Genomic DNA, 19644 nt, shown 5'->3' on the forward strand with positions numbered 1-19644 from the left:
CGCGGATTGCGGCTACCAATGCCAGATGAGATTGAAGGTGCCGCCTCGCCGAACATAGAGTGTGCTCCGGTCCTCATAGTAGGCGAGGGCTTCTCCGGAGAAATGTGCGCTGATGGGAAGGATGACGCCTCCCTGCAGGATGCGGCTCTGTACCCGTGCGAAGTCTTGCACTGCAACGATCCGCTCTCCGGAAGTTCCAAATCCGCCGGACGCGAACACCTGAAGCCGGTCGGTGGGCCGCCAGGTCAATTGGGATGAGAGGGTAATGGAGCCTTGGCCGGGGATATAATAGACCTTCTCCGACAGCCACAGGTTGAACGGGAGATAGATCGTCAGACCCGGCTGCAATAGATCGATGCCGCCGGTCTTGAAGTCCATTCGCCGATAGCCGAGTGACATTTCAAAACGGGAGAGATACGGGGAGACATCGCCAAGTCCTTGGAAGAGTTCTCCTCCCAACGTCCAGTGCGGGACGAAATCCGCGTTGAAGGCTCCGGATGTTCCGAGATAGCCCCATGCCCGCCTCCACAAAGGGCTATAAAGTTCGGCGGACACAGGCGTGTCATGGAGACCGAATCGGTTTAACGGCTCCACCCGAGCGACCAATGTGAGATCACCGATCGGCTTCGCCGCTTCGAGGAGCCAGTCGCGCTCGTCGGGGAAACGATTGGTATATGAGTAGTGGGTATATCCGAGTTTTATATAATCACGAAATGGAATAGCCGGCCGCGTTCGTGGTCCCCGCATGGGTGCACGGGCCGATACGGTAATCTCTTGGGTCACACTTTCAATGTGTCGGGCGATTTCCGGATCTTTGGTGGCTTCATAGACTTCGCGGTACAATTGCAAGGCTTCCTGGTATTGTTTGTTCCAATACAGCGTGTCGGCCAATCCCTGTTTCGCTTCGACATTGTTCGGATCTTCAGCCAGCACACCCCGGTACATTTCGCCGGCTTCTTCAAAATGCTGCTGCCACGACCGCACCCGGGCCAGGGCAATCCGGACATCGATGTCCACCGGGTAGCGCGACAGAATATCACGATACAGCGCCGCGGCTTCTTCGTGGCGTCCTTGCCATGACAAGACACGGGCTAGGCGAGCCCGCACTTCATCATCGTCCGGTCGGCTGTTGAGGTAGTTGCGGTACAGATGCTCCGCTTGATCCAACTCTCTGGCATTCTCTGCCGCCGTGGCGGCCGTCAAGACGTCGCTTCTGGCCGGCTGGACGGACAGCGTGCCGTTGTCGCCTGGTTCCTGAGCCAGCAGGCTTCCTGAGATGAAAAGTGATGCCGCTGCAAGCAGGAGCAGCCATGTTGGGAGGCTCTTGTTGGAAAAGCACCAGGTTCTTGGGGTAAGAGACTGCGCGTCGCAGAATACCGCCGCACCGGTCATGGAGTTCCTTGTTCCGGCAAGGCGAAGAATCCGGCGTAATCATGAATCAGGACGCCGGTGAAGCTTGGGTTGGTCACAGCATGATCCAACGTACGGAGCATCCGCTGGACTTGAGCACGCGACTGCCGCGAAAAGGTCAGACGTTCGGGACGGACGGTTGTCCGCTGAACGACGCGGAACCAATTTTGATCGTATCCTTCCGGCGGCTGAGCAAACACGAGTCGTCGGTCGGCCCGGTCCAAGTATGCCGTCGCCAGTTCTCGCCGCGTCACCGTCTGCAACCGTACATGTTCCTCCAACGGCAACGCCCGCGTCTCCGCCCCCAGCCAAACCGGGAGGCCGATGAGGTCCGCATAGCGCAGTGAGTCGTCGACCAGTTCCCGTAACTCCTCCGGATCTGTTCGGTAACTCATGAGAGCCACCTCATCCGCTAGATCCATGGTGGCAAAGGCAACCGCCCGGTTGCCGGCGAACTGCGATGTCAACCAGAAGGGCATGACCACTGAAAGGCGAGTCTGTCCTCCAAGAGCGCGTTTGACCTGCGCATGCAAGTCCAGGTATTTGGTGACTCCCGTGGAGTCGTCGAAAAATCCTTCGAGTAGATATGGTTCAACATCCAGTTGCAGCCCGCTCGGCATGAGACCTCGCATGACCGTACGTAACTGCTCCACTTTTGCAATCAACGGCTGCGGATCAAAAATGGCTTCGGGGTATCCGTCCAACGCAAATGCTTCAATGCCTCGCTCTTGAGCTGCCTGGAGAAGCGCCGCATAGCTGTGCCAAATCTCTTTAGACTCACCCAGCGCAGGCGTCTGAACCACCAGACGGTCGCACTGCACGGATCGACAGGCTTCCAATAATGTAGCGGCGTGAGCCGTCGCGCTTTGATAGTCCCAGACCCAAAATCCCATTCGCCGATGAGGCATTGCCTTGGGCGGCCAGACTGCCAATGTGAGTTCATTGAAACGAATTGAAACGCCGCCTTGCCGTGGACTGATGACGAGTGCGGTGACGTCACGCAAGTCGATCGTCTTGGCCGCCGCCTTGAGAGGGATCGTGATATCGAATGATCCGGCTCCACGGTCGAGCAATGTTTGGGCGCCCTGCAATCCTGTCCGGATATCGGCCAGACCGAATGAAACCGGTGCAGACACTTCGCCGCGGAGCGCCATGACTTGGTAGGACAGGGCGTCCAGTGCAGTCCCATTCCTCGCGAGGGAGAGGACAAGCCGACACCGATTAGCATCTAAGCCGCGAGCCTCAAAAGTCCACGTTGCACCGGAAGGTTCGCTGGTCACTTCACAGTTCTTTTCGCTGTCAATGGCAACAATGCGATCCAGCACATTGAGGCGTGGTTCAGTCGGACGAACCCGGCGGGGCGGCGCAGGCTCAGGAGCGGATTTAAAGAGTAGCGTCGGAGCACGGCCCTCGACGTGAACCACCTCCAATTCCTCGACTGACATGGGAACGGCTCCTGAAAACAAGACCGTGTCGGCCGCCATGGTGGTAAAGGTATCTCCAACAATCGGAATCGTCGTCGACACGGTGATCAAGACGATGGCAAGCAGAGGATGGCTCATCGCGCGATTGCCGTTCCGGGTTGGGAAAATCCGCGCCGATCCATGACGCCCCAATCCCCTCTGCCCCGCGCATACTTGATCAATCCGCGAAGACGCCAGTACACCGTGACTTGTCGCAGACCGATGTTTTCGATCAAACACCAGAGAACCAGCCATAGGCGGTCCGTGAACGATTCAGTCCTATGGAACGTGAACTCTTCGATGACCAGGGAGGCGAAGGACAGCAGGACTCCATATCCGTACGCGATCAGGAAGAAGAGCAGCATGAACGGGAGGTTCATGTCGCCGAGCGCCATTATCAATCCCATGTTGAGCAGGCCTAACGCTTCAATGACGGGCGCCAGTAGTTCTCCAAACACGAAGTAGGGGAATACGACGAGTCCCAGCGCTCCGTACGAGGGATTGAAGAAAAGGCAGCGATGCCGCCATAAGACATCGGCGAGCCCGCGATGCCAACGATCCCGCTGATTACCCAAGACGCGAAATGATTCGGGAACTTCGGTCCAAGCCACCGGATCCGGAATGAAAATCACGCGCTGGGGCTGACGGGCTTCGTATCCGACCCGGCGTAGGCGAACAACCAATTCCATGTCTTCGCCCATTGTATCGTGCCGATAGCCGCCTGCCCGGATCACGGCTTCCCGCCGAAACAACCCGAACGCCCCGGAGACGATCATATTGCCTCCGAGGCGATTCCAACCCAGGCGGCCAAAGAGAAAGGCGCGCAGGTATTCCACAGCTTGGACTCCTGCCAGCAGGCGATGCGGCGTATTGACGCGCACGACCCGGCCTCCCTTGACCACCGCCCCATTGACGGGACGAATCGTGCCGCCCGCCGCCACCACCGTATCGGACTCGATAAACGGACGGACAATCCGTTGAAGCGCGTCCGGTTCGATCAGAGTATCGGCGTCGATGGCGCATACGAGTTCGTGCGACGCGATGTTCAGTCCGACATTCAATGAGTCGGCTTTGCCGCCCTTGTCTTTATCAGCGACAACGAGATGCGGATGGAGCTTCGATCGATAAAGCGCGCGCAGCGGTTTGGTTTGAAGCCGATGTTGATAGATCGGATGCACAGCGACAAGCTCGAACTGGTCGAGGAGGACTTGCAGCGTCTTGTCCGTGGACCCGTCGTTGATCACGATGACTTCCAGGCTTGGATACTGAAGTCCCAACAGTGCGCGAAGGCTGTCGGCGATTGTTCTGGCTTCGTTGAAGGCGGGCGCAAGCAGTGTAATACGAGGAACGATTTCGGATCCCAGCAGCCGTCGCCGGTTTTCGCCACGTTCCTTTTGCAGATGCGGGCCGATATCAAGCACGGCGCTGGCCAGTAACAGCGCGTAAAAGCTGGACAAGAAAAAGAAATAGACGAGGATGATCCATTCCATCAGGAGCAAGCAGTTGAGGAGTCCTTCTCCGATGGTGTGCGTCATGCCGCTTCCCCGTTGACCTTTGTCCGGGGAAAGCCGAGGACGTGCTGAGCCATGTCCCGGGCAAACTTATCGCGACTCGAGTTGCTTCGGCGAAGCAGCAGAATGCCGGGCGCGCCCAACGATCGGAGGGTCAGCGCTGCCTCCTGCCGCACCGTCCAGACGGGGTCTTCAAGCAAACGGGCGACGGCCGGTGAGGCTTGCCAACATTTGAGCCGGCCGAGCGCATGGGCCGCAGCCTGCCGTACGTGAGCTGCCGGATCATTCAAACGGTCCAGTAGTGCCGGCGCGAACCGGAGGCTTCCGCTTTTTCCAAGCGCCTCGATCGCCAGTGTTCTGATCGTGGGATCGGCATGACTCAGGCATGCGCGTGCCGGATCGATGAATCGTTCATGCCCCAAGGAGACTGCGACGGCCATGGCGCGTTCCAACGCGACTCCGGTTTGCGATTCAAGGTGGCGCGCCAAGGGTTCGACCACGATCAAGCCCATGCGATAGAGGGCATTATGAGCGGCAAATCGACAAAATCCGTCGGCATCGTCCAAGAGTCGAAGCAGGATGTCGATCATCTCCGGAGAGGGATGAGCCGCCGCCCAATTGGCAAGTTCCGATCGGACGATGGCCGAGGGATCAGGAAACAGCGAGGGAATAATGTGTTCGCCTTCGGCCAAGACGGTGAACAGCCGAATACCTCTGACCCGCCGCGACCACCAGCGGCTGCGACAGAGCCGTTCGCTGTGGTCGAGGATACCCGATTGCTTTGCGATATTCGCCAACGCTTTCAACTTTACTCCATTGAGGTTTTCGCCGAGGTCCGTAATCAGTTCGACCTGAGCGTGGAGAGGAAGAGCCGTGACCGCTTCTAACGCCTGGCTTTGGTCCGTGCCCGCCTCAAGCGCTTGCAACACAATGCTTCGGGCCGCCTGGCGCTTCGGTTCCAGCCACCGTGTCACCCACCGCAGCCAGGCGGCTTGACCAAAGAGCAATCCGAGGCTGCCGGCAAGCGCTGTCGCCTCTATGACCAGCACGAACGTTAACCAGCTCGCTGTCGGGATTGTGTGCATCTAGGCGTCGAGAGACCGACGAATGCGTTGCAGGAGAATTCTCGGGCTGAACGGCTTTGCCATATGGTCAAATGCGCCGAGCTCAAACATCGTGGCCACTTCATCCTCAGCGGAGCGATTCGTCAGCATGATGACTCGCATGCGGCGCAAACCAGTCTCATTGCCCAATAGACGTAGAAGGGCGAACCCGTCCAATCCCGGCAAATCGACCTCCGATAGCAGGACCTTCGCGCGCATGGCAGGGGATCTCCCGCCCAGTTTGGCGATCGCCTCCGCGCCGTCACGTAGCCAACCGGAGCGGTAGCCCTGGTTCCTCAGCATGCGCATGAGCATGTCGCTGATCGTCTCGTCATCGTCCACGATCACCACGTCATACTCCTCCGCCACAACCGGATGGTGGCCGTCTTCTCTCCCCACCACGCGATCACGCCCTCCGGCTTTCGCCTGCGACAACGCTTGTCCTGCGGCGTGATAGATCGCCTGGCGTTCGGACCCGTCGCCGGGAAACTCGGCGAGGCCGGCGCTGACACTGACGGTAAATGCCTCGCCCGTCCCTGCTGCGAAGCGTTCCCGACGGACGAGCCGGAGCAGTTCTTCAATTCTAGCGAGCGCCGCTGGTTTCGAAGCTCGATGGAGTCCGATCACAAACTCGTCTCCGCCCAGGCGTCCTATGGCGTCCTCGGGTCGGAAGAACGCGGAAAATATCTGTCCCAATCGGCGCAGCACTGCGTCACCGGTCGCCGTTTCATACCGATCATTGATCTGCTTGAGATAGTCCACGTCCACCACGGCGAGTGAAAAAGGGTCCCGATAGCGCCGGGCCGTGCGAATTGAACGCTCCAACATCTGTTCGACGGAATGCCGTCCGGCGACCCCGGTCAACCCGTCAATTTCCGTCCGGTGCCGGGACAGGCGCGCCCGGCCCAACCGGTTTTGAACCCGCATCATCAACTCGGCGCTGACGATAGGTTTGCTGATGAAATCGTCCGCCCCAGCGACGAACAGTCGTTGGATGGTTTGCACATCCGTGTGGGCCGAGAGAAAGACGACCGGAAGGGACTCCCAGTTTGGATCGACGCGCACCACGCGGCACAGCTCGATGCCGTTCAGATGGGGCATTTCCACGTCGAGTATCAACAGATCCGGATTCACCTGTTCCAACACGTCCCAAAACTGGAGCGGGTCGGTGAGGGTGGTGACCTGCATGCCGCGTCGTTCGAGTAGCTTGCTTGCGAGCCGCGCGACCATCTCACTGTCGTCAACCACCAAGATTTTCGGAACATCGATACGGGTGTGATTGAATGCCGCCTCCCTGGTGGCGTCGAGAATGCTCGCGGTCGACTGCCGCTTATCGACGATACCCTGGCAACCGGCTCCAGCGACAACAACCCGATCCTTGAATGAATCTCCCTCGGTCAACGCTAACACTGGGATCGGGGGTATGTGTGTGACAAGTTCACCCACGAAGTCCAATTCCTGGGAGGATACGCCGTCGTTTCCGAGGTCCAACAGGACCAAGTCCGGGTTCTTGAAAGTCATGGCTTCCATGGCCTCGATGAGATTGTGAGCGCCCGCAATCCGAACCTCATGTTTCGGCGCGTCACCTTGCAGGCGATCGAGAAGCGCCCCGTCAGCGGAGACTGCCAGCACGAGGGGACGTGCTTTAGTCCCGGTCATGTCACCTGCCGTGAGCGGTAAAAGCGCCTCCGTTCGCTCCTGGAGTTCCATTACCAGTTCACAGAAGCGGAGTACTTCCTGCGGCGACAACATCCCATCCCGCCGCAACAACTGCTCCGCTTCGCTTGCCGGTGTCGTGATGTGATTCAAACCGTATCCGCCGCCGTCTACCACGAGCTGGTACGATTGGCGAGCCGCCTCTTGCCTCATCTCGAGCGAGAGCGTGTCTTCAAGGAGAGATGTCGCAGCCTGTTCAAGAATCGCCGCTCGATCTTTCAACGATGTCTTGAACTGTTCCCACTCAGCCGCCTCATCCGGCGATAGAGTCTTGGACTTCGGCATGGCCCCATTTCCTGGATCATCACGCTCATTGAATGGGACTCCAAGTAAGCCGGCGATATGACGCGCGATTTCTTGAGGATCCTGTGGATAAGTAAGGAGAGTTTGGACGCCGAACTCTCTTACCAGGCGTTTCGTAAGGTCGGGATCCACATCCTTGCCGAGGCAGTACACAATGGGCGTCTGAGTGTTCTGTGAGCACCGGCGGATTCTACTCAGGAGGGATGCGCTTCCTCCGCGAAGACCTCGATGGTAGAAGAGGAAGAGATCCCACGGTAGCCGGTCGATGCGCTCTTGCGCCTGGGCCACGGTTTGGACCGTCTCAATGGTGACTTCGATCATTTGACGAAGAAATGTGATGACGCCGGGAGGCGTGCCCACGGCCAAGACACGAGGTTTCCCTTCCGGGGATGCGGGTAGTACTTCTTTGCTTTCCGAATCAATAGCCTGAACCGATGACCAGGCGGGATCCGAACCAGTCTCTTTGTCGGACATGCAAGTTGGGTTCAAAGTTGTCCAGGATATCGAGCGAACTCGCCTTCCGTCGCATTACGTCTTCAATGTTGCCGACCGAGATTCATCACGTAGGAATGCGGGCTGGGCATTCCCTAAATGCATATCCGAGCGGTGCATAGTCATGAGGCGTGAAAAGACGAGCACAAACGATGCAAAACACGCCTCTTCCCAACCGTATTGCACCATGAAGGATGCCACCCAGCAAGAACTTTCCAAAAAGATGAGCCTCAGGAAACACCTCAGACGGCCCTGCCGCAATGCCCATGAACCCGGATCAGTTGACTCTCTCACGGATACAGGATTCTGAGGTCGTCGGCTGAAGAAGGAAGGAGAGGAAAGGATATCCCCGCTGGCCGGCTGACGAACGGTGGGCCAGCCGGTGTTGGCCGTGATGCGACCCATCGCGTGAGTCAATTAATTTCCTCCATCGGAGGCGGGTGAGAACGGTGCGCGGGCTCGGTCGCAAAACTGACAGGGCAGCCAAACTGAAGGTCGCCGTTCGGACACAGCTAGAGAAATTGACCTCTGTAGATCAAGTACCTTTACCTCCGTACCCCTCGCGCCCCGCCAGACCAGCCAAAATCCGCAAATGACTCACCTGAGAAATCAGATAAATCGCCCGTGACGCCATCCAAGTCCATAATGCCTCAGGAAGACAAGTCGCAAGGGGATCGGCTTTCACCTCTAACGAATCAACCCGAAAACATCTTGTCGGCCTGGATAGCGCTTGAGGTTTGTCTCCTCCCGCCTACTTGCGCCCAGAGGAGTTGGCCGGCGGCGATCGAAGAGCTGTCGCGATGCTGTACGAGCCAGCTTTGCCTTGGGAGCGCGGTGAAAAATCGCGTGCCGCGGTAGTTATTAAGTTGTTAAGTCAGCTAGCAAAAACACGTGTCGAGCCGGACCTCTACATTGTGACCCCCTTTGTGATTGTTGCTGAGCGTTTGCGGCAGCTAGTGCGTCACAGTGGCCTACTGGATGGCTGGATCGTAGAGAAGGATGGCTGGAATGCGCGATACCGGCGTATTTCAGGAGTTAGACAAAAGGCTACCTTCCTAATTTGTCCTGTCGCTTGGGCGGGAGTTTGGCCTCTATCGCCGACTGGCGCAGAACACAACTTGCTGCAGGCCGTGACCGTTGCCCTTCAGTAGCAACGGCGGAACCTGTACTGTTCGAGACCCCCACGGTCGGGTTTACAGGTTGCGAGCGGACAAGGCTTAGTTGTGTGCGACAGGGGGGCTTCGATGTCCAACAATCCTGCCCGAGCGACTTATCTTCTACCGCCGGCTGGAATGGACGGCCACGAAGCCGTTTGCTTTTACGAACCCTGTGTAGTTATCAGCAGGCGTTGCGGCGGTGAGTCAGTGCCATTGGTTCGCCATCTCTTCCCTTGCCTGGAAAGAGGTCGCGACTTCTGCTCATCGAGTGAAGCGATCTTGAATTGACTCTCTCACCAACGCCCGCCTATAGTTCTCGTATCCCAATTATTGCGGGCCGCCATTTCATGAGTATCATGGTGAAAAAATTGCGCGTTGTGCCGGACCACGGTATTTTGATAGTCGGCGCCATCGTGCTGTTCTGCCTCATTCAATCGCCGGCCGATCCCGTCAATGCCGCTGTGTTCGAGTGCAGAGGACCGGATGGTTCAAAGATTCTGACCGACAGACCCAAGGGCCTGCACGGCTGTGTCATAATCGAAACGCTCGCGCCCTCTCCTTCCGGCGCTGGAGCGCCGCAGCCGGGATCTGCGGCACTGGATCATGAGCAGGATAATTCACCACCGCCTGTTCCCGCCCCGCAGCCGATGGTACCGCACTTATCCCCCGGGGGCATGTCTCGGGATCCGATGCAAGCCGGAAGTGTTTCAGATCAGCCGGGCCAATCATCCGGACAGGAATCCAAGCCTTGCCCTCCCGGCATTAATCCGCTGAACCCGCTCGCCAGAGGCCATTGCTCATCTGGTGCTTCTCCGTCGCCGGATGCGACGCACGAACCGCAACAATCTGCTCAATGAGCGGATTCTCTGTATTCAGAGAAATATGTCCGTCATCCCTATAGATGGATAGGGGCACAGGAAGCGTCTCGGCTGTAGTGACCTAAGCCGGATCTTAAGGAAAGCTGGGACTCCCGATCGAGCAAGTCGATTCGAACTCACTAGGGCGACGACGTCAGAGCTATCATGCCGGCTGCTCGAATTGACTCTCCTCAGACCCCTCCATATAATGCGATACATCAATGGGTTGACTCAGTCCCGGCCTCATGAACTTCACTTCATCCGAACCCATCGCGAAAAAGCTCACCTGGTTCCGGAGTGCGCTTCGGCATGCGTTTGCCGTGCAGGAGGTGCGGGACGAGTTGCCGGGAGAAGACCGAGTTCTGCTTGAGCGAGTGGCAGATGCCATAGTGAAACGTGGAATGGCGGCCCCCGCGACGGTATTTCTGGAATCGCTGGCCCCAATGAATTTTCTAGGCAGCCAGGCGCTGCATTTCGTTTCTCCGATCATCGAATGCGTGTTGAATGCCAAGGAAGTCGACCAAGTCGCCCGCCTCCTGGAACGGCGTGGCTCCATCTCCCGTCTCATTGTCCTCATCGATGCGAAATCCGCAGCTCCGCAAGGGATCCCGGGTCAATGACGGTGTCGGCGCAGCCCCGTGACACCGCATCGACCGATCGTCCGCTCAACGTAATCGTTGCGACCGATTGCGGCAGCACCACTACCAAAGCGATCTTGATCGAGAAGGTCGGTGAAGAATATCGACAGACCTTTCGTGGCGAATCGCCCACCACGGTTGAAGCCCCTTTTGAAGACGTTACCCGGGGTGTCCTGAACGCGATCACCGAGATCGAAGAGCTGTCGGGACGCAGGATTCTTGACGGGGACCATATCATCACGCCGAATCGGGCGGCCCAGAATGAGCCGGACGTCGGGGTCGATATCTATATCTCCACCAGCAGCGCCGGCGGCGGGCTACAGATGATGGTCACCGGGGTTGTCCAGAACATGACGGGCGAGAGCGCGCAACGGGCGGCGCTCGGGGCCGGCGCAATTGTCATCGACGTATTGTCGTCCAACGACGGCCGGTTGCCTCACGAGAAGATTGAACGGATTCGTTCCATGCGACCGGACATGATCCTGATGTCCGGCGGCACCGATGGAGGAGCGGTGACTCATGTGGTCGAGATGGCCGATTATATTGCCGCCGCCGAGCCACGCCCCCGATTCGGCAGCACCTATAAATTGCCGCTGATTTACGCCGGAAACAAAGAGGCGCAGAGCCAGGTCAAGAAAATCCTGGGGGACAAAGCTGCCTTGGAAATTACCGACAACATCCGGCCCGTCCTGGAGCGGGAAAATCTGGCGCCGGCTCGCAATAAGATCCATGATCTCTTTCTCGAACATGTAATGGCGCAGGCGCCCGGCTACAAGAAGCTGATCGAGATGGCCGGCGCGCCCATCATGCCGACGCCGGCAGCGGTCGGTCTGATCATGGAGACGATCGCGAAGCGCGAGCAAATCAATCTGATCGGCGTGGATATCGGCGGCGCCACGACCGATGTGTTTTCCGTGTTCGACAGCCGCTTCAACCGGACCGTGAGCGCCAATCTCGGTATGTCCTACAGCATCTCGAATGTGCTGGCCGAAGCCGGATTGGCGAACATCATGCGATGGGTGCCGTTCACGATCGATGAACAGACCCTGCGCAATCGGATCAAAAACAAGATGGTCCGTCCCACCACCATTCCGCAAACGCTCGATGAACTCCAAATCGAGCATGCCATCGCCCGCGAAGCGTTGCGCCTGGCGTTGAACCATCACAAATCCCTCGCGACGAGCTTGAAAGGCGTGCAGCAGGAGCGCACCATTTCCGATGTCTTCGAGCAGCAAACCTCCGGCCAAACGTTGATCGACATGTTGAAATTGGATCTGATTGTCGGCAGCGGGGGAATCCTGTCCCACGCGCCGCGCCGCGTGCAGTCGATGATATTGATGGTCGACGCATATGAGCCGCTGGGCTTCACGCAGTTATCCGTGGACAGTATTTTCATGATGCCGCATCTCGGCGTTCTTTCCACGATCAATGAAAAGGCGGCAACCGACGTGTTTGTCCGCGATTGCATGGTGTACCTGGGAACCTGTGTGGCGCCGGTCGGCCAAGGCAACGAGGGAGAGCGTTGTGTCGACTATGAAATCGCCTTTCCGGACGGCCGCGTCGAGAAAGGCGCGCTCCTGTTTGGTGAGCTGAAGCTCTTGCCGTTGTCTCATGGAGAAGAGGCCAAGGTGACCATAGACCCTGCCAAGCAGGTAAATGTCGGAGCCGGACCCGGCGTGCCGATGACGAAAGAGGTCCGTGGCGGAGTCGTGGGATTGCTTCTCGATGGACGAGGGCGTCCCCTGCGGCTCCCGAGCGATCATGATGCCCGCACCGGCGCGCTCATGCGATGGCAACACGCCGTCGGGCTGTACCCAGGAAGTTCTAAATTGTGAGATTTGAATGATGAGTTGCCGCTCAGGATTCATAGTTTCGAACCCATAACTCAGAACTTTATTGAGAATGGTTTACTGGTTGCTCAAAATGCTGTCCAGCGAGGTGCGCGAGACGACGAATAAGTCGTCTCAAGTTTGCGCACGGGCGCGAGACGGTGAGCGCCCAGTGTCTTCCTGAGCGGACCGTACCCTGTAAGGCGACAGTGTCTGAACCAGGCCTACCTTCCGGGACTGTACGTTGAGGCGAGCGAGCAACTGAGAAGGAAGCTGGACGGCTTTTTCAGCAACCAGATATGGCGCATTCCTACACTCCAGGTTTAACCGTCAGCGAACGGACGACGATCCAGCGGAAGCGGTTGCTGCCGTTGCCGGGAACCGTGCTCGTGACGGTCGGCCAGAGCGTCCATGCCGACACTCCGGTGGCACGCGCGGAACTGCCGGGAAAGGTCCTCGCGCTGAATCTGGCCAATCAGCTCGGCGTCGCGCCGGGCGAGATCCACGACTACTTGATCAAGAAAGAGGGCGATCGGATTCACAAAGACGAAATCATCGCGGAGAATAAACCGTTCATCAAATGGTTCAAGACGGAAATCGCCTCGCCCATCACCGGCACGATTGAATCAATCTCTCCGATTACCGGACAAGTCTTGTTCCGGGAACCTCCGAAAGTATTGGATGTCTTGGCCTACATTGATGGAACCGTCGGGGAGGTTCATGCGCAACAAGGCGTGACCATTGAGACATCGTGCAGCTTAGTGCAAGGAATCTTCGGCATTGGCGGTGAGACGCATGGAGAGATCGTCTTGGGCGTGACCGGACCGGATCAGACGCTCATGCCCAATCATTTAACGCCGGCGATGAGAGGCAAGGTTGTCATCGGCGGCGCTTTTCTTTCAGCGGACACGATGGCGCGCGCGAAACAAATCGGGGTCGCGGCCCTGGTAATCGGCGGCATTCATGACAGGGACCTGCGCACCCTGTTGGGTTACGACCTGGGTGTGGCCATCACCGGGACGGAGCAGGTCGGGTTCACGCTTGTGCTGACCGAAGGGTTTGGGACCATTCCGATGGCGACCAAGACATTCCGATTGTTGTCCGCCCACGCAGGACAAAAGGCCTCGGTTTCCGGCGCCACGCAGATCCGAGCCGGCGTCATCAGGCCTGAGATCATCATTCCTCAAGCTGCCTCTGCCGCGGCGGCGGTCTCGGTGTCGCAGCGCGAAGGTATCAGGATCGGCGATCCCGTCCGCATCATCCGAGATCCGCTGTTCGGTGTCATCGGGGAGGTTTCCCGGCTACCCTCCGAGCTTCAAAAGATCCCGACGGAAAGCGAAGTGCGGGTTCTTGAAGTGAGGTTCGGCGATGGGCGCACCGCCGTGATTCCGCGAGCGAATATCGAAGTGATCGAGAGCGCCTAGCAGGATGCTGAAAAAGGCCGCCAGCTTTGTTCTCGCGACGTTCGGAGGCTCGACGTACCGAAAAAAGTACGCCTTGCCCCCTCACTTGCTGCGGCCGCGCTGGACGACCTTTTTGAGCATCCTGAAAACTAAGCAAGTTCTGCCTCTTACTGAAAATTGCATGTCGACATTGCATCGTATTGTTCCGATTGTCACATTGTGGTTTATCCTTTTCTATGCAGGAACGATTACAGAGCATGCGAGCGCCGGAAGTCCGCTTTCCCCGCCGCAACAGTTGCGCGTGATCGATACACCGAGCGATGGGGGAGAGAGTCTGACTGTCGTATGGGCTGCGGCTGCCTATGACGGCCCGTCGGTCAAATACCAAGTCTTGCTCGGTGAAGGGGCAACGTCCGGTGATCCCTCCGCCTTCAAGATCGTAGCTGAAGTCGGTTCCGATTCCCATTATGTGCGCGGGGTCAAAGCCGCCTGGTGGGTGAGGCCGGGCGGCTCAGATGAGCACCTGTTCACGATCAAAAACGGAAAGGGAATCGAGCTCAAGAACGGCGAGGGCTATATAGTCACCGTCGCCGCCGTCTCAGGAGCCGAGCGAATCTTCGCTCCACCCGTACAGGCCACCCCGCTTGCCAATTGGATCAATCTCAACCAGCTCAACAACCTCATGTTGGCGCTGCTGTTCGGCTCGGTCGTCTTTTTCGCGATCAGCCAGGCGAAACGAAAGGAAATATTTCTCCGGCGGATCGCCGGGCTTGATGCGGTTGATGAAGCGATCGGGCGAGCGACTGAGTTGGGCAAGCCGGTGCTGTATTTGACCGGCGCGCACGACATGAGCGATCCCTCGACCATTGCGGCGGCCGTGATTCTGGGGCGCGTCGCCAAGCGGGCCGCCTCCTATGAGACCGACCTGCTGGTGCCGCACCGCGAGCCGATCACGATGGCGGTCTGCCAGGAAATTACGAAACAAGCGTACCTGGAAGCCGGCAAGCCGGATCTTTTTAAAGAGGACGCCAATTTTTTCATTACCAGCGATCAATTCAGCTACACCGCGGCGGTGGACGGCATCATGTTGCGGCGAAAGCCCGCGGCCAATTTTTTCATGGGCTCGTACTTTGCCGAATCACTGCTGCTTACTGAAACCGGCGCCAGCACGGGGGCGATTCAGATCGCCGGGACCGATTCGGATCACCAATTACCGTTCTTTGTCACGACGTGCGATTACACGTTGATCGGCGAAGAGCTCTACGCGGCCAGCGCGTACTTGTCCAAGGAGCCGGTTCAAATCGGCACCTTGCGGGGACAGGATTTGGGAAAGGCCTTCATTCTTGCCGTGATCGGCGTGGGCACGCTGATCGCCACCATCGGCGTCGTCACCGGCGGTGATTGGCCGCGCCTGATGCTCGATCTGTTCAAGGATTTCAAATGATCTTTCTCCGCCGACAATTGCCGCTGCTCGTCACGATGATCACCGGCTTGCTGTTTGCCGCTCAATACTATGTCCCGCATCCTGCTTCCGAACAGTTGCTGACCACCGTGACGAAATGGCTCCAAATCATCGGCGGTTTCGCGCTGGTGCTGGGCATTACCAGCCTGTTTCAGCTCCATGCCGCAAAAATCCGACGGCAGGAAGCAGGCTGGGGGTATAGCTTGGTGCTCTATGCCGGAATCGTCGTGACGGTCTTCGTCGGCCTGTGGAACGGGGGCAAGGAAACCATCGACGGCGCGATGACGTCATTTGGTTGGGTGTATTCCTATACCCTCGTGCCACTTCAGGGCACCATGTTCGCCATTCTGGCGTTTTTTATCGCATCCGCGGCCTACCGGTCGTTCCGTGCAAGAAGCCGTGAAGCGGCCGTGCTGCTCGTGGCCGCCATGATTGTGATGATGGGGCGTGTCCCGCTTGGGGAATTCATTTTGCCGATCAGCGGCGATCTCTCGGCATGGATCCTCAATGTCCTGAACGCGGCGGTGCGGCGCGCGATTCTCATCGGCGTCAGCCTCGGGGCCGTCGCGCTGTCGTTCAAGATCATCTTCGGAGTGGAACGGTCTTATCTGGGCGGGGGACGGGAATAAGGGAAAGTACGATTTGGAGATCGGGTGATTCTTGAAGGAGAGACTTCACCACGTCGCCACATCACCAAGTCGTACTGCTGCGAGGTACTGACGTGACTTTCGCCGAGCGCATGCTCAAGATCGATAGACGGATTATCTTCGTGGTGATCGGGCTCTGCACGCTGCTTCCTCTTCTGTTTCCGGTGGGACTTCCCATTCGGACGTCTCAGGAGGTCCGCGGGGTCTACGATTACATTGAAGGGTTGCCGGAAGGGTCGGTCTTTCTCTTGTCACTCGACTTCGACCCTGCCTCCAAGCCGGAACTACATCCTCAGGCGATTGCAATTCTGCGCCACGCCTTTCGAAAGAATCTTCGCATTATCGCCATGACGTTGTGGGTGACGGGGACCGGGCTCGCCGATCAAATCATCAGTCAGGTTGCGGCGGAAATGGGCAAGCAAAATGGCAAGGACTATGTCTTTCTCGGGTGGAGTCCCGGCGGGTCGGCCGTCATCGTGAATATGGGGCAGGATCTGTACACCGCCTTTCCCACGGATTACGGAGCCAAGGCCACGAAGGGCCTTCCGGTCCTGGCTGGGGTCAACAGCCTGCGCGATGTACATTATGCCGTCAGTCTGGCAGCCGGCAATCCCGGCGTGGAAGCGTGGTATGTGTTCGGCAAGGACAAGTACAAATTCGAGCTAGGCGGAGGCTGCACCGGTGTGATCGCCCCCGGCCTCTATCCATTGTTACGTAGCGGCCAAATCAACGGCTTGATCGGCGGCCTGCGCGGGGCGGCTGAATATGAAGGTTTGGTCGGTCAGAAGGGAAGGGCCATCGCCGGCATGGATGCGCAATCCGCGACTCATCTTGCGATCATCATGCTGGTCCTCACCTGTAACCTCTTTTATTTCAGCTTGCGCCGATCCGAGCGGGAGCAGAGCCGGACCGGATCGTCATGATGGCACCCAGCTTTGAAGCAATCCTTGGCGCCTGGGTCGCAACCGGCCTGACACTGTTCATCTTTTCATTCCTCTATAAGGATAATCCGCTGTTCAAGGTGGCCGAACATCTCTATGTCGGCGTGTCACTCGGTTATACAATCGTAAAGGCCTACGACACCGTCGTCATGACCCTAATCGTGCGGCCGATTCTCGACAAGGGGGAATGGTCGCTGGTGATCCCGGTCGGGATCGGGATGTTGATGCTCACGCGCTATGTTCCCAAGGCCGCCTGGTTGTCCCGCTATGCGTTCGCGTTCATCGTCGGAGTCGGCGCGGGACTGGCCATTCCACGGACCATTTCATCTTTTATCTTAAAGCAAATCGAAGACACGGTTCGTCCATTGGTGACCGCCGTGCCCGGCGACGGCCTGACGTTTTCCATGGCTTTGTTGAATCCAGCCAGTAATCTGAATGCCATCATCATCCTCTTCGGAGTCGTGTCGGTCTTGTTCTACTTCTTTTTTTCTGTCGAACACACGGGCGCGGGAAAAGTCGTGGCGCGCGCCGGCATTTTCTTTTTGATGATTTCCTTCGGTGCGGCCTTCGGCTATACGGTCATGGCCCGCATGTCGCTGCTGATCGGCCGGTTGACGGACCTGATCCAATTTTCCGACACGTCATACGGCAGCCCGACCGTTTGGCTGCTTGCGCTCACCATCATCACCCTGATCCTGCTCAGCCGCCGCGACCGGACGTTGCCTCCCGATCATTCCTAACCGTGTGGTTGCAGCCCGACAGCTCCCTCCGATAGAATGCCTCCGCCAAGGAGAAGACTGTGACGAGGATGATAACCAAGGACGCCAACCAATATCCCGCCCTTCGAAACCTGCAGTTCTCGCCGATCAAGGAAGGGGAGGACCAATACGTCGTCCTGTGGGACCCGACGGGGCTCAGCAAGGAGAAATTGGTCCTCCCGTTGAACTATTTCTTCATCGTGCAGCATTTTGACGGGGAGCACTCGCTGCAGGAGATCGGCGCAATCTATCTCAAGCGCTTCGGCGAGTTTCTCATGCCGAACAAGGTCGAGCAGCTCGTGTCGGAACTGGATGACAAGCTATTCCTGGAAGGGGCTCGCGTGGATTCGGCGAGACAGAGCGCATTAGATGCGTACCGGCGTGCTGCGGTTCGGAAGCCCGTCTTTTCCGGACGCAGCTATGAGGCGGATGGGGCGAAGCTGCGCCGCCAGATCGATGGATTTTTCAAATCCAAAGACGGGCCGGAACCCAAGGCCTCCGAGCATCAGGGCAAACCGATCAAGGGACTGGTCGCCCCGACCTATGAAATCAAGGAAGCCGGACCGGTTTATGCCTGGGCCTACAAGGAATTGGACGAAGCGCAACAGCCGGATGTGTTTGTCGTCATCGGCACGGCCTATTCGGGCCTAGGCCGGTTGTTTGCCGTGACCGATAAGGACTTTGAAACTCCATTGGGTGTGGTGCCGGTGGAGCGAAGCGTGGCCGATCAGCTTCGGGCCTCCGCGCCCGCCTCGTTCGAAGAAGAATTGGCGCACCTGAATGAGCAGGCGATTGAGTTCCAACTGCCCTTTCTTCAGCATATCGTCGGAACGAAAAAGGAATTTTCGATCGTGCCGGTCCTATCTTCTTTTTCCGCGAGCAGTTTGATGGATTCCCGTGTGCGGGAAGAAGCGGAGGCCTTCATTCATGCGCTGAGCGAAGCGCTCGCGCAGCTCCGCCGACCCTATTGCGTCGTGGCCGGCGCCGAACTTGCGCATGTGGGCATGCGGTACGGGGATGCTGCTCCCCCGACGGATTTCTCGTTTCACCGCTGCATGCAGCAGGATCTGGCGATGCTCAAGCATGTGGAGGAACGGCAGCCTGAGGAATTTGCTTCGTTCATCCAGCGGGAAAGAGACCAGCGGCGGATCGCCGGATTTTCGCCGATCTATACGCTGCTGCGGCTGATCGAGGCGGAACAAGGGCAGGTGCTTCGGTACGACCGGGGCATCACGGATCAATATAATTCGACCGTGACGTATGCCAGCATGGCGTTCTTCTAGCCCAATGAGGAATGAGGAATTGCTCGGAGAAGTGCGACGTCAACCTGGAGCCTAAATCGTCGCTCTCCGTTTAAGATCCAGTTTTGCAGCTTTGTCTCTCGTCACATTTTTTCATTCCACATTCCTAATGCCTCATTATTCGTTGACCGTCACCGTCATGGTGATCGGCTCGAGCGGATTATCTTTATCGTCCCGGACAACGGCCGCGATCTTATCGATGATTTCGATGCCCCGATAAATCTCTCCAAAGACGGTATAGCGGCGATCTAAGCCGCTGTTATCCACCAGACAAATAAAGAACTGTGAACCGTTGTCGTTGAAATCCCGGGTGCTGGTCCCGTCGCGCGGCATCTTGGCCATCGAGAGCGCACCTCGTTTATGCGGGCGGTCATTCGGTTCGGGATTCAAGAAGAAGCCAGGCCCGCCCGATCCGTGCAGAGAGCGATCCGACTCTTTACTCAACGGATCCCCGCCCTGAATGATAAAGCCCGGAACGACGCGATGGAAGGTCGTGCCGTCGTAAAATCCCATCTTTGCCAGATTGATGAAATTCTCCACATGACGCGGCGCGTCGTCTGGGTAAAATCGGATTTTGATCTCACCGAATTTCGTGACAATGCTGCCCCGCGGGTCTTTCTTCTGAAATTGGATCGTCATGGCGTAGGAATCTA

Annotated in this window: 15 protein-coding genes; 9 read left to right on the forward strand and 6 right to left on the reverse strand. The window is 57.8% G+C overall.

Going from position 1 to position 19644, the window contains the following annotated elements; genetic code table 11:
- Positions 1-12 precede the first annotated feature (12 nt).
- Genes ACWGXE_RS09950 through ACWGXE_RS09970 form a run of 5 tightly spaced genes read right to left on the reverse strand, consistent with a single transcriptional unit; the run spans position 13 to position 7980 of the window.
- Positions 13-1392: a YaiO family outer membrane beta-barrel protein gene (locus tag ACWGXE_RS09950; RefSeq protein ID WP_447603343.1), complete on the reverse strand. Its 1380-nt coding sequence runs from the start codon at positions 1390-1392 to the stop codon at positions 13-15.
- Positions 1389-2972 carry a hypothetical protein gene (locus ACWGXE_RS09955; protein ID WP_447603345.1) on the reverse strand — a complete coding sequence of 528 codons (1584 nt, stop codon included), beginning with the start codon at positions 2970-2972 and terminating at the stop codon, positions 1389-1391. Before ACWGXE_RS09955 ends, ACWGXE_RS09950 begins: the two co-directional genes overlap by 4 nt.
- Positions 2969-4408, reverse strand: coding sequence for a glycosyltransferase family 2 protein (locus ACWGXE_RS09960; RefSeq protein ID WP_447603347.1), 1440 nt, complete (start codon positions 4406-4408; stop codon positions 2969-2971). Before ACWGXE_RS09960 ends, ACWGXE_RS09955 begins: the two co-directional genes overlap by 4 nt.
- The gene (locus tag ACWGXE_RS09965; RefSeq protein WP_447603348.1) at positions 4405-5469 is read right to left on the reverse strand and encodes a HEAT repeat domain-containing protein; all 1065 of its coding nucleotides are present in this window, start codon (positions 5467-5469) and stop codon (positions 4405-4407) included. Before ACWGXE_RS09965 ends, ACWGXE_RS09960 begins: the two co-directional genes overlap by 4 nt.
- Positions 5470-7980 (reverse strand): response regulator, encoded by a 2511-nt coding sequence (locus ACWGXE_RS09970; RefSeq protein WP_447603350.1) that lies wholly within the window; start codon positions 7978-7980, stop codon positions 5470-5472.
- Positions 7981-9511: 1531 nt separating this feature from the next.
- Here ACWGXE_RS09970 and ACWGXE_RS09975 point away from each other — a divergent pair.
- The 9 genes from ACWGXE_RS09975 to amrB all read left to right on the forward strand — a co-directional run bounded on the left by ACWGXE_RS09975 (position 9512) and on the right by amrB (position 18973).
- Positions 9512-10012 (forward strand): hypothetical protein, encoded by a 501-nt coding sequence (locus ACWGXE_RS09975; protein ID WP_447603351.1) that lies wholly within the window; start codon positions 9512-9514, stop codon positions 10010-10012.
- Positions 10013-10257: 245 nt separating this feature from the next.
- Positions 10258-10632 carry a hypothetical protein gene (locus ACWGXE_RS09980; protein ID WP_447603353.1) on the forward strand — a complete coding sequence of 125 codons (375 nt, stop codon included), beginning with the start codon at positions 10258-10260 and terminating at the stop codon, positions 10630-10632.
- Entirely contained in the window at positions 10629-12485 is a 1857-nt protein-coding gene (locus ACWGXE_RS09985; RefSeq protein ID WP_447603355.1) for a glutamate mutase L, read from the forward strand. Before ACWGXE_RS09980 ends, ACWGXE_RS09985 begins: the two co-directional genes overlap by 4 nt.
- A gap of 293 nt (positions 12486-12778) precedes the next feature.
- The gene (locus ACWGXE_RS09990; RefSeq protein ID WP_447603357.1) at positions 12779-13903 is read left to right on the forward strand and encodes a hypothetical protein; all 1125 of its coding nucleotides are present in this window, start codon (positions 12779-12781) and stop codon (positions 13901-13903) included.
- Positions 13904-14063: 160 nt separating this feature from the next.
- Positions 14064-15326 (forward strand): DUF6754 domain-containing protein, encoded by a 1263-nt coding sequence (locus ACWGXE_RS09995; RefSeq protein WP_447603359.1) that lies wholly within the window; start codon positions 14064-14066, stop codon positions 15324-15326.
- Entirely contained in the window at positions 15323-15973 is a 651-nt protein-coding gene (locus tag ACWGXE_RS10000) for a hypothetical protein (protein WP_447603361.1), read from the forward strand. Before ACWGXE_RS09995 ends, ACWGXE_RS10000 begins: the two co-directional genes overlap by 4 nt.
- Before the next feature lie 92 nt (positions 15974-16065).
- Positions 16066-16914: a hypothetical protein gene (locus tag ACWGXE_RS10005; RefSeq protein WP_447603363.1), complete on the forward strand. Its 849-nt coding sequence runs from the start codon at positions 16066-16068 to the stop codon at positions 16912-16914.
- Complete coding sequence (locus tag ACWGXE_RS10010; protein WP_447603364.1) at positions 16911-17672, forward strand: hypothetical protein; 762 nt, start codon at positions 16911-16913, stop codon at positions 17670-17672. The genes ACWGXE_RS10005 and ACWGXE_RS10010 overlap by 4 nt, the downstream gene beginning before the upstream one ends.
- A gap of 68 nt (positions 17673-17740) precedes the next feature.
- Entirely contained in the window at positions 17741-18973 is a 1233-nt protein-coding gene (amrB, locus tag ACWGXE_RS10015) for an AmmeMemoRadiSam system protein B (protein ID WP_447603932.1), read from the forward strand.
- Between the two features lie 135 nt (positions 18974-19108).
- Here the strand turns inward: amrB and ACWGXE_RS10020 are convergent, their stop codons facing one another.
- The gene (locus ACWGXE_RS10020; RefSeq protein ID WP_447603366.1) at positions 19109-19630 is read right to left on the reverse strand and encodes a peptidylprolyl isomerase; all 522 of its coding nucleotides are present in this window, start codon (positions 19628-19630) and stop codon (positions 19109-19111) included.
- Positions 19631-19644 lie beyond the last annotated feature (14 nt).

The organism is Nitrospira sp. Nam80 (assembly GCF_965152575.1).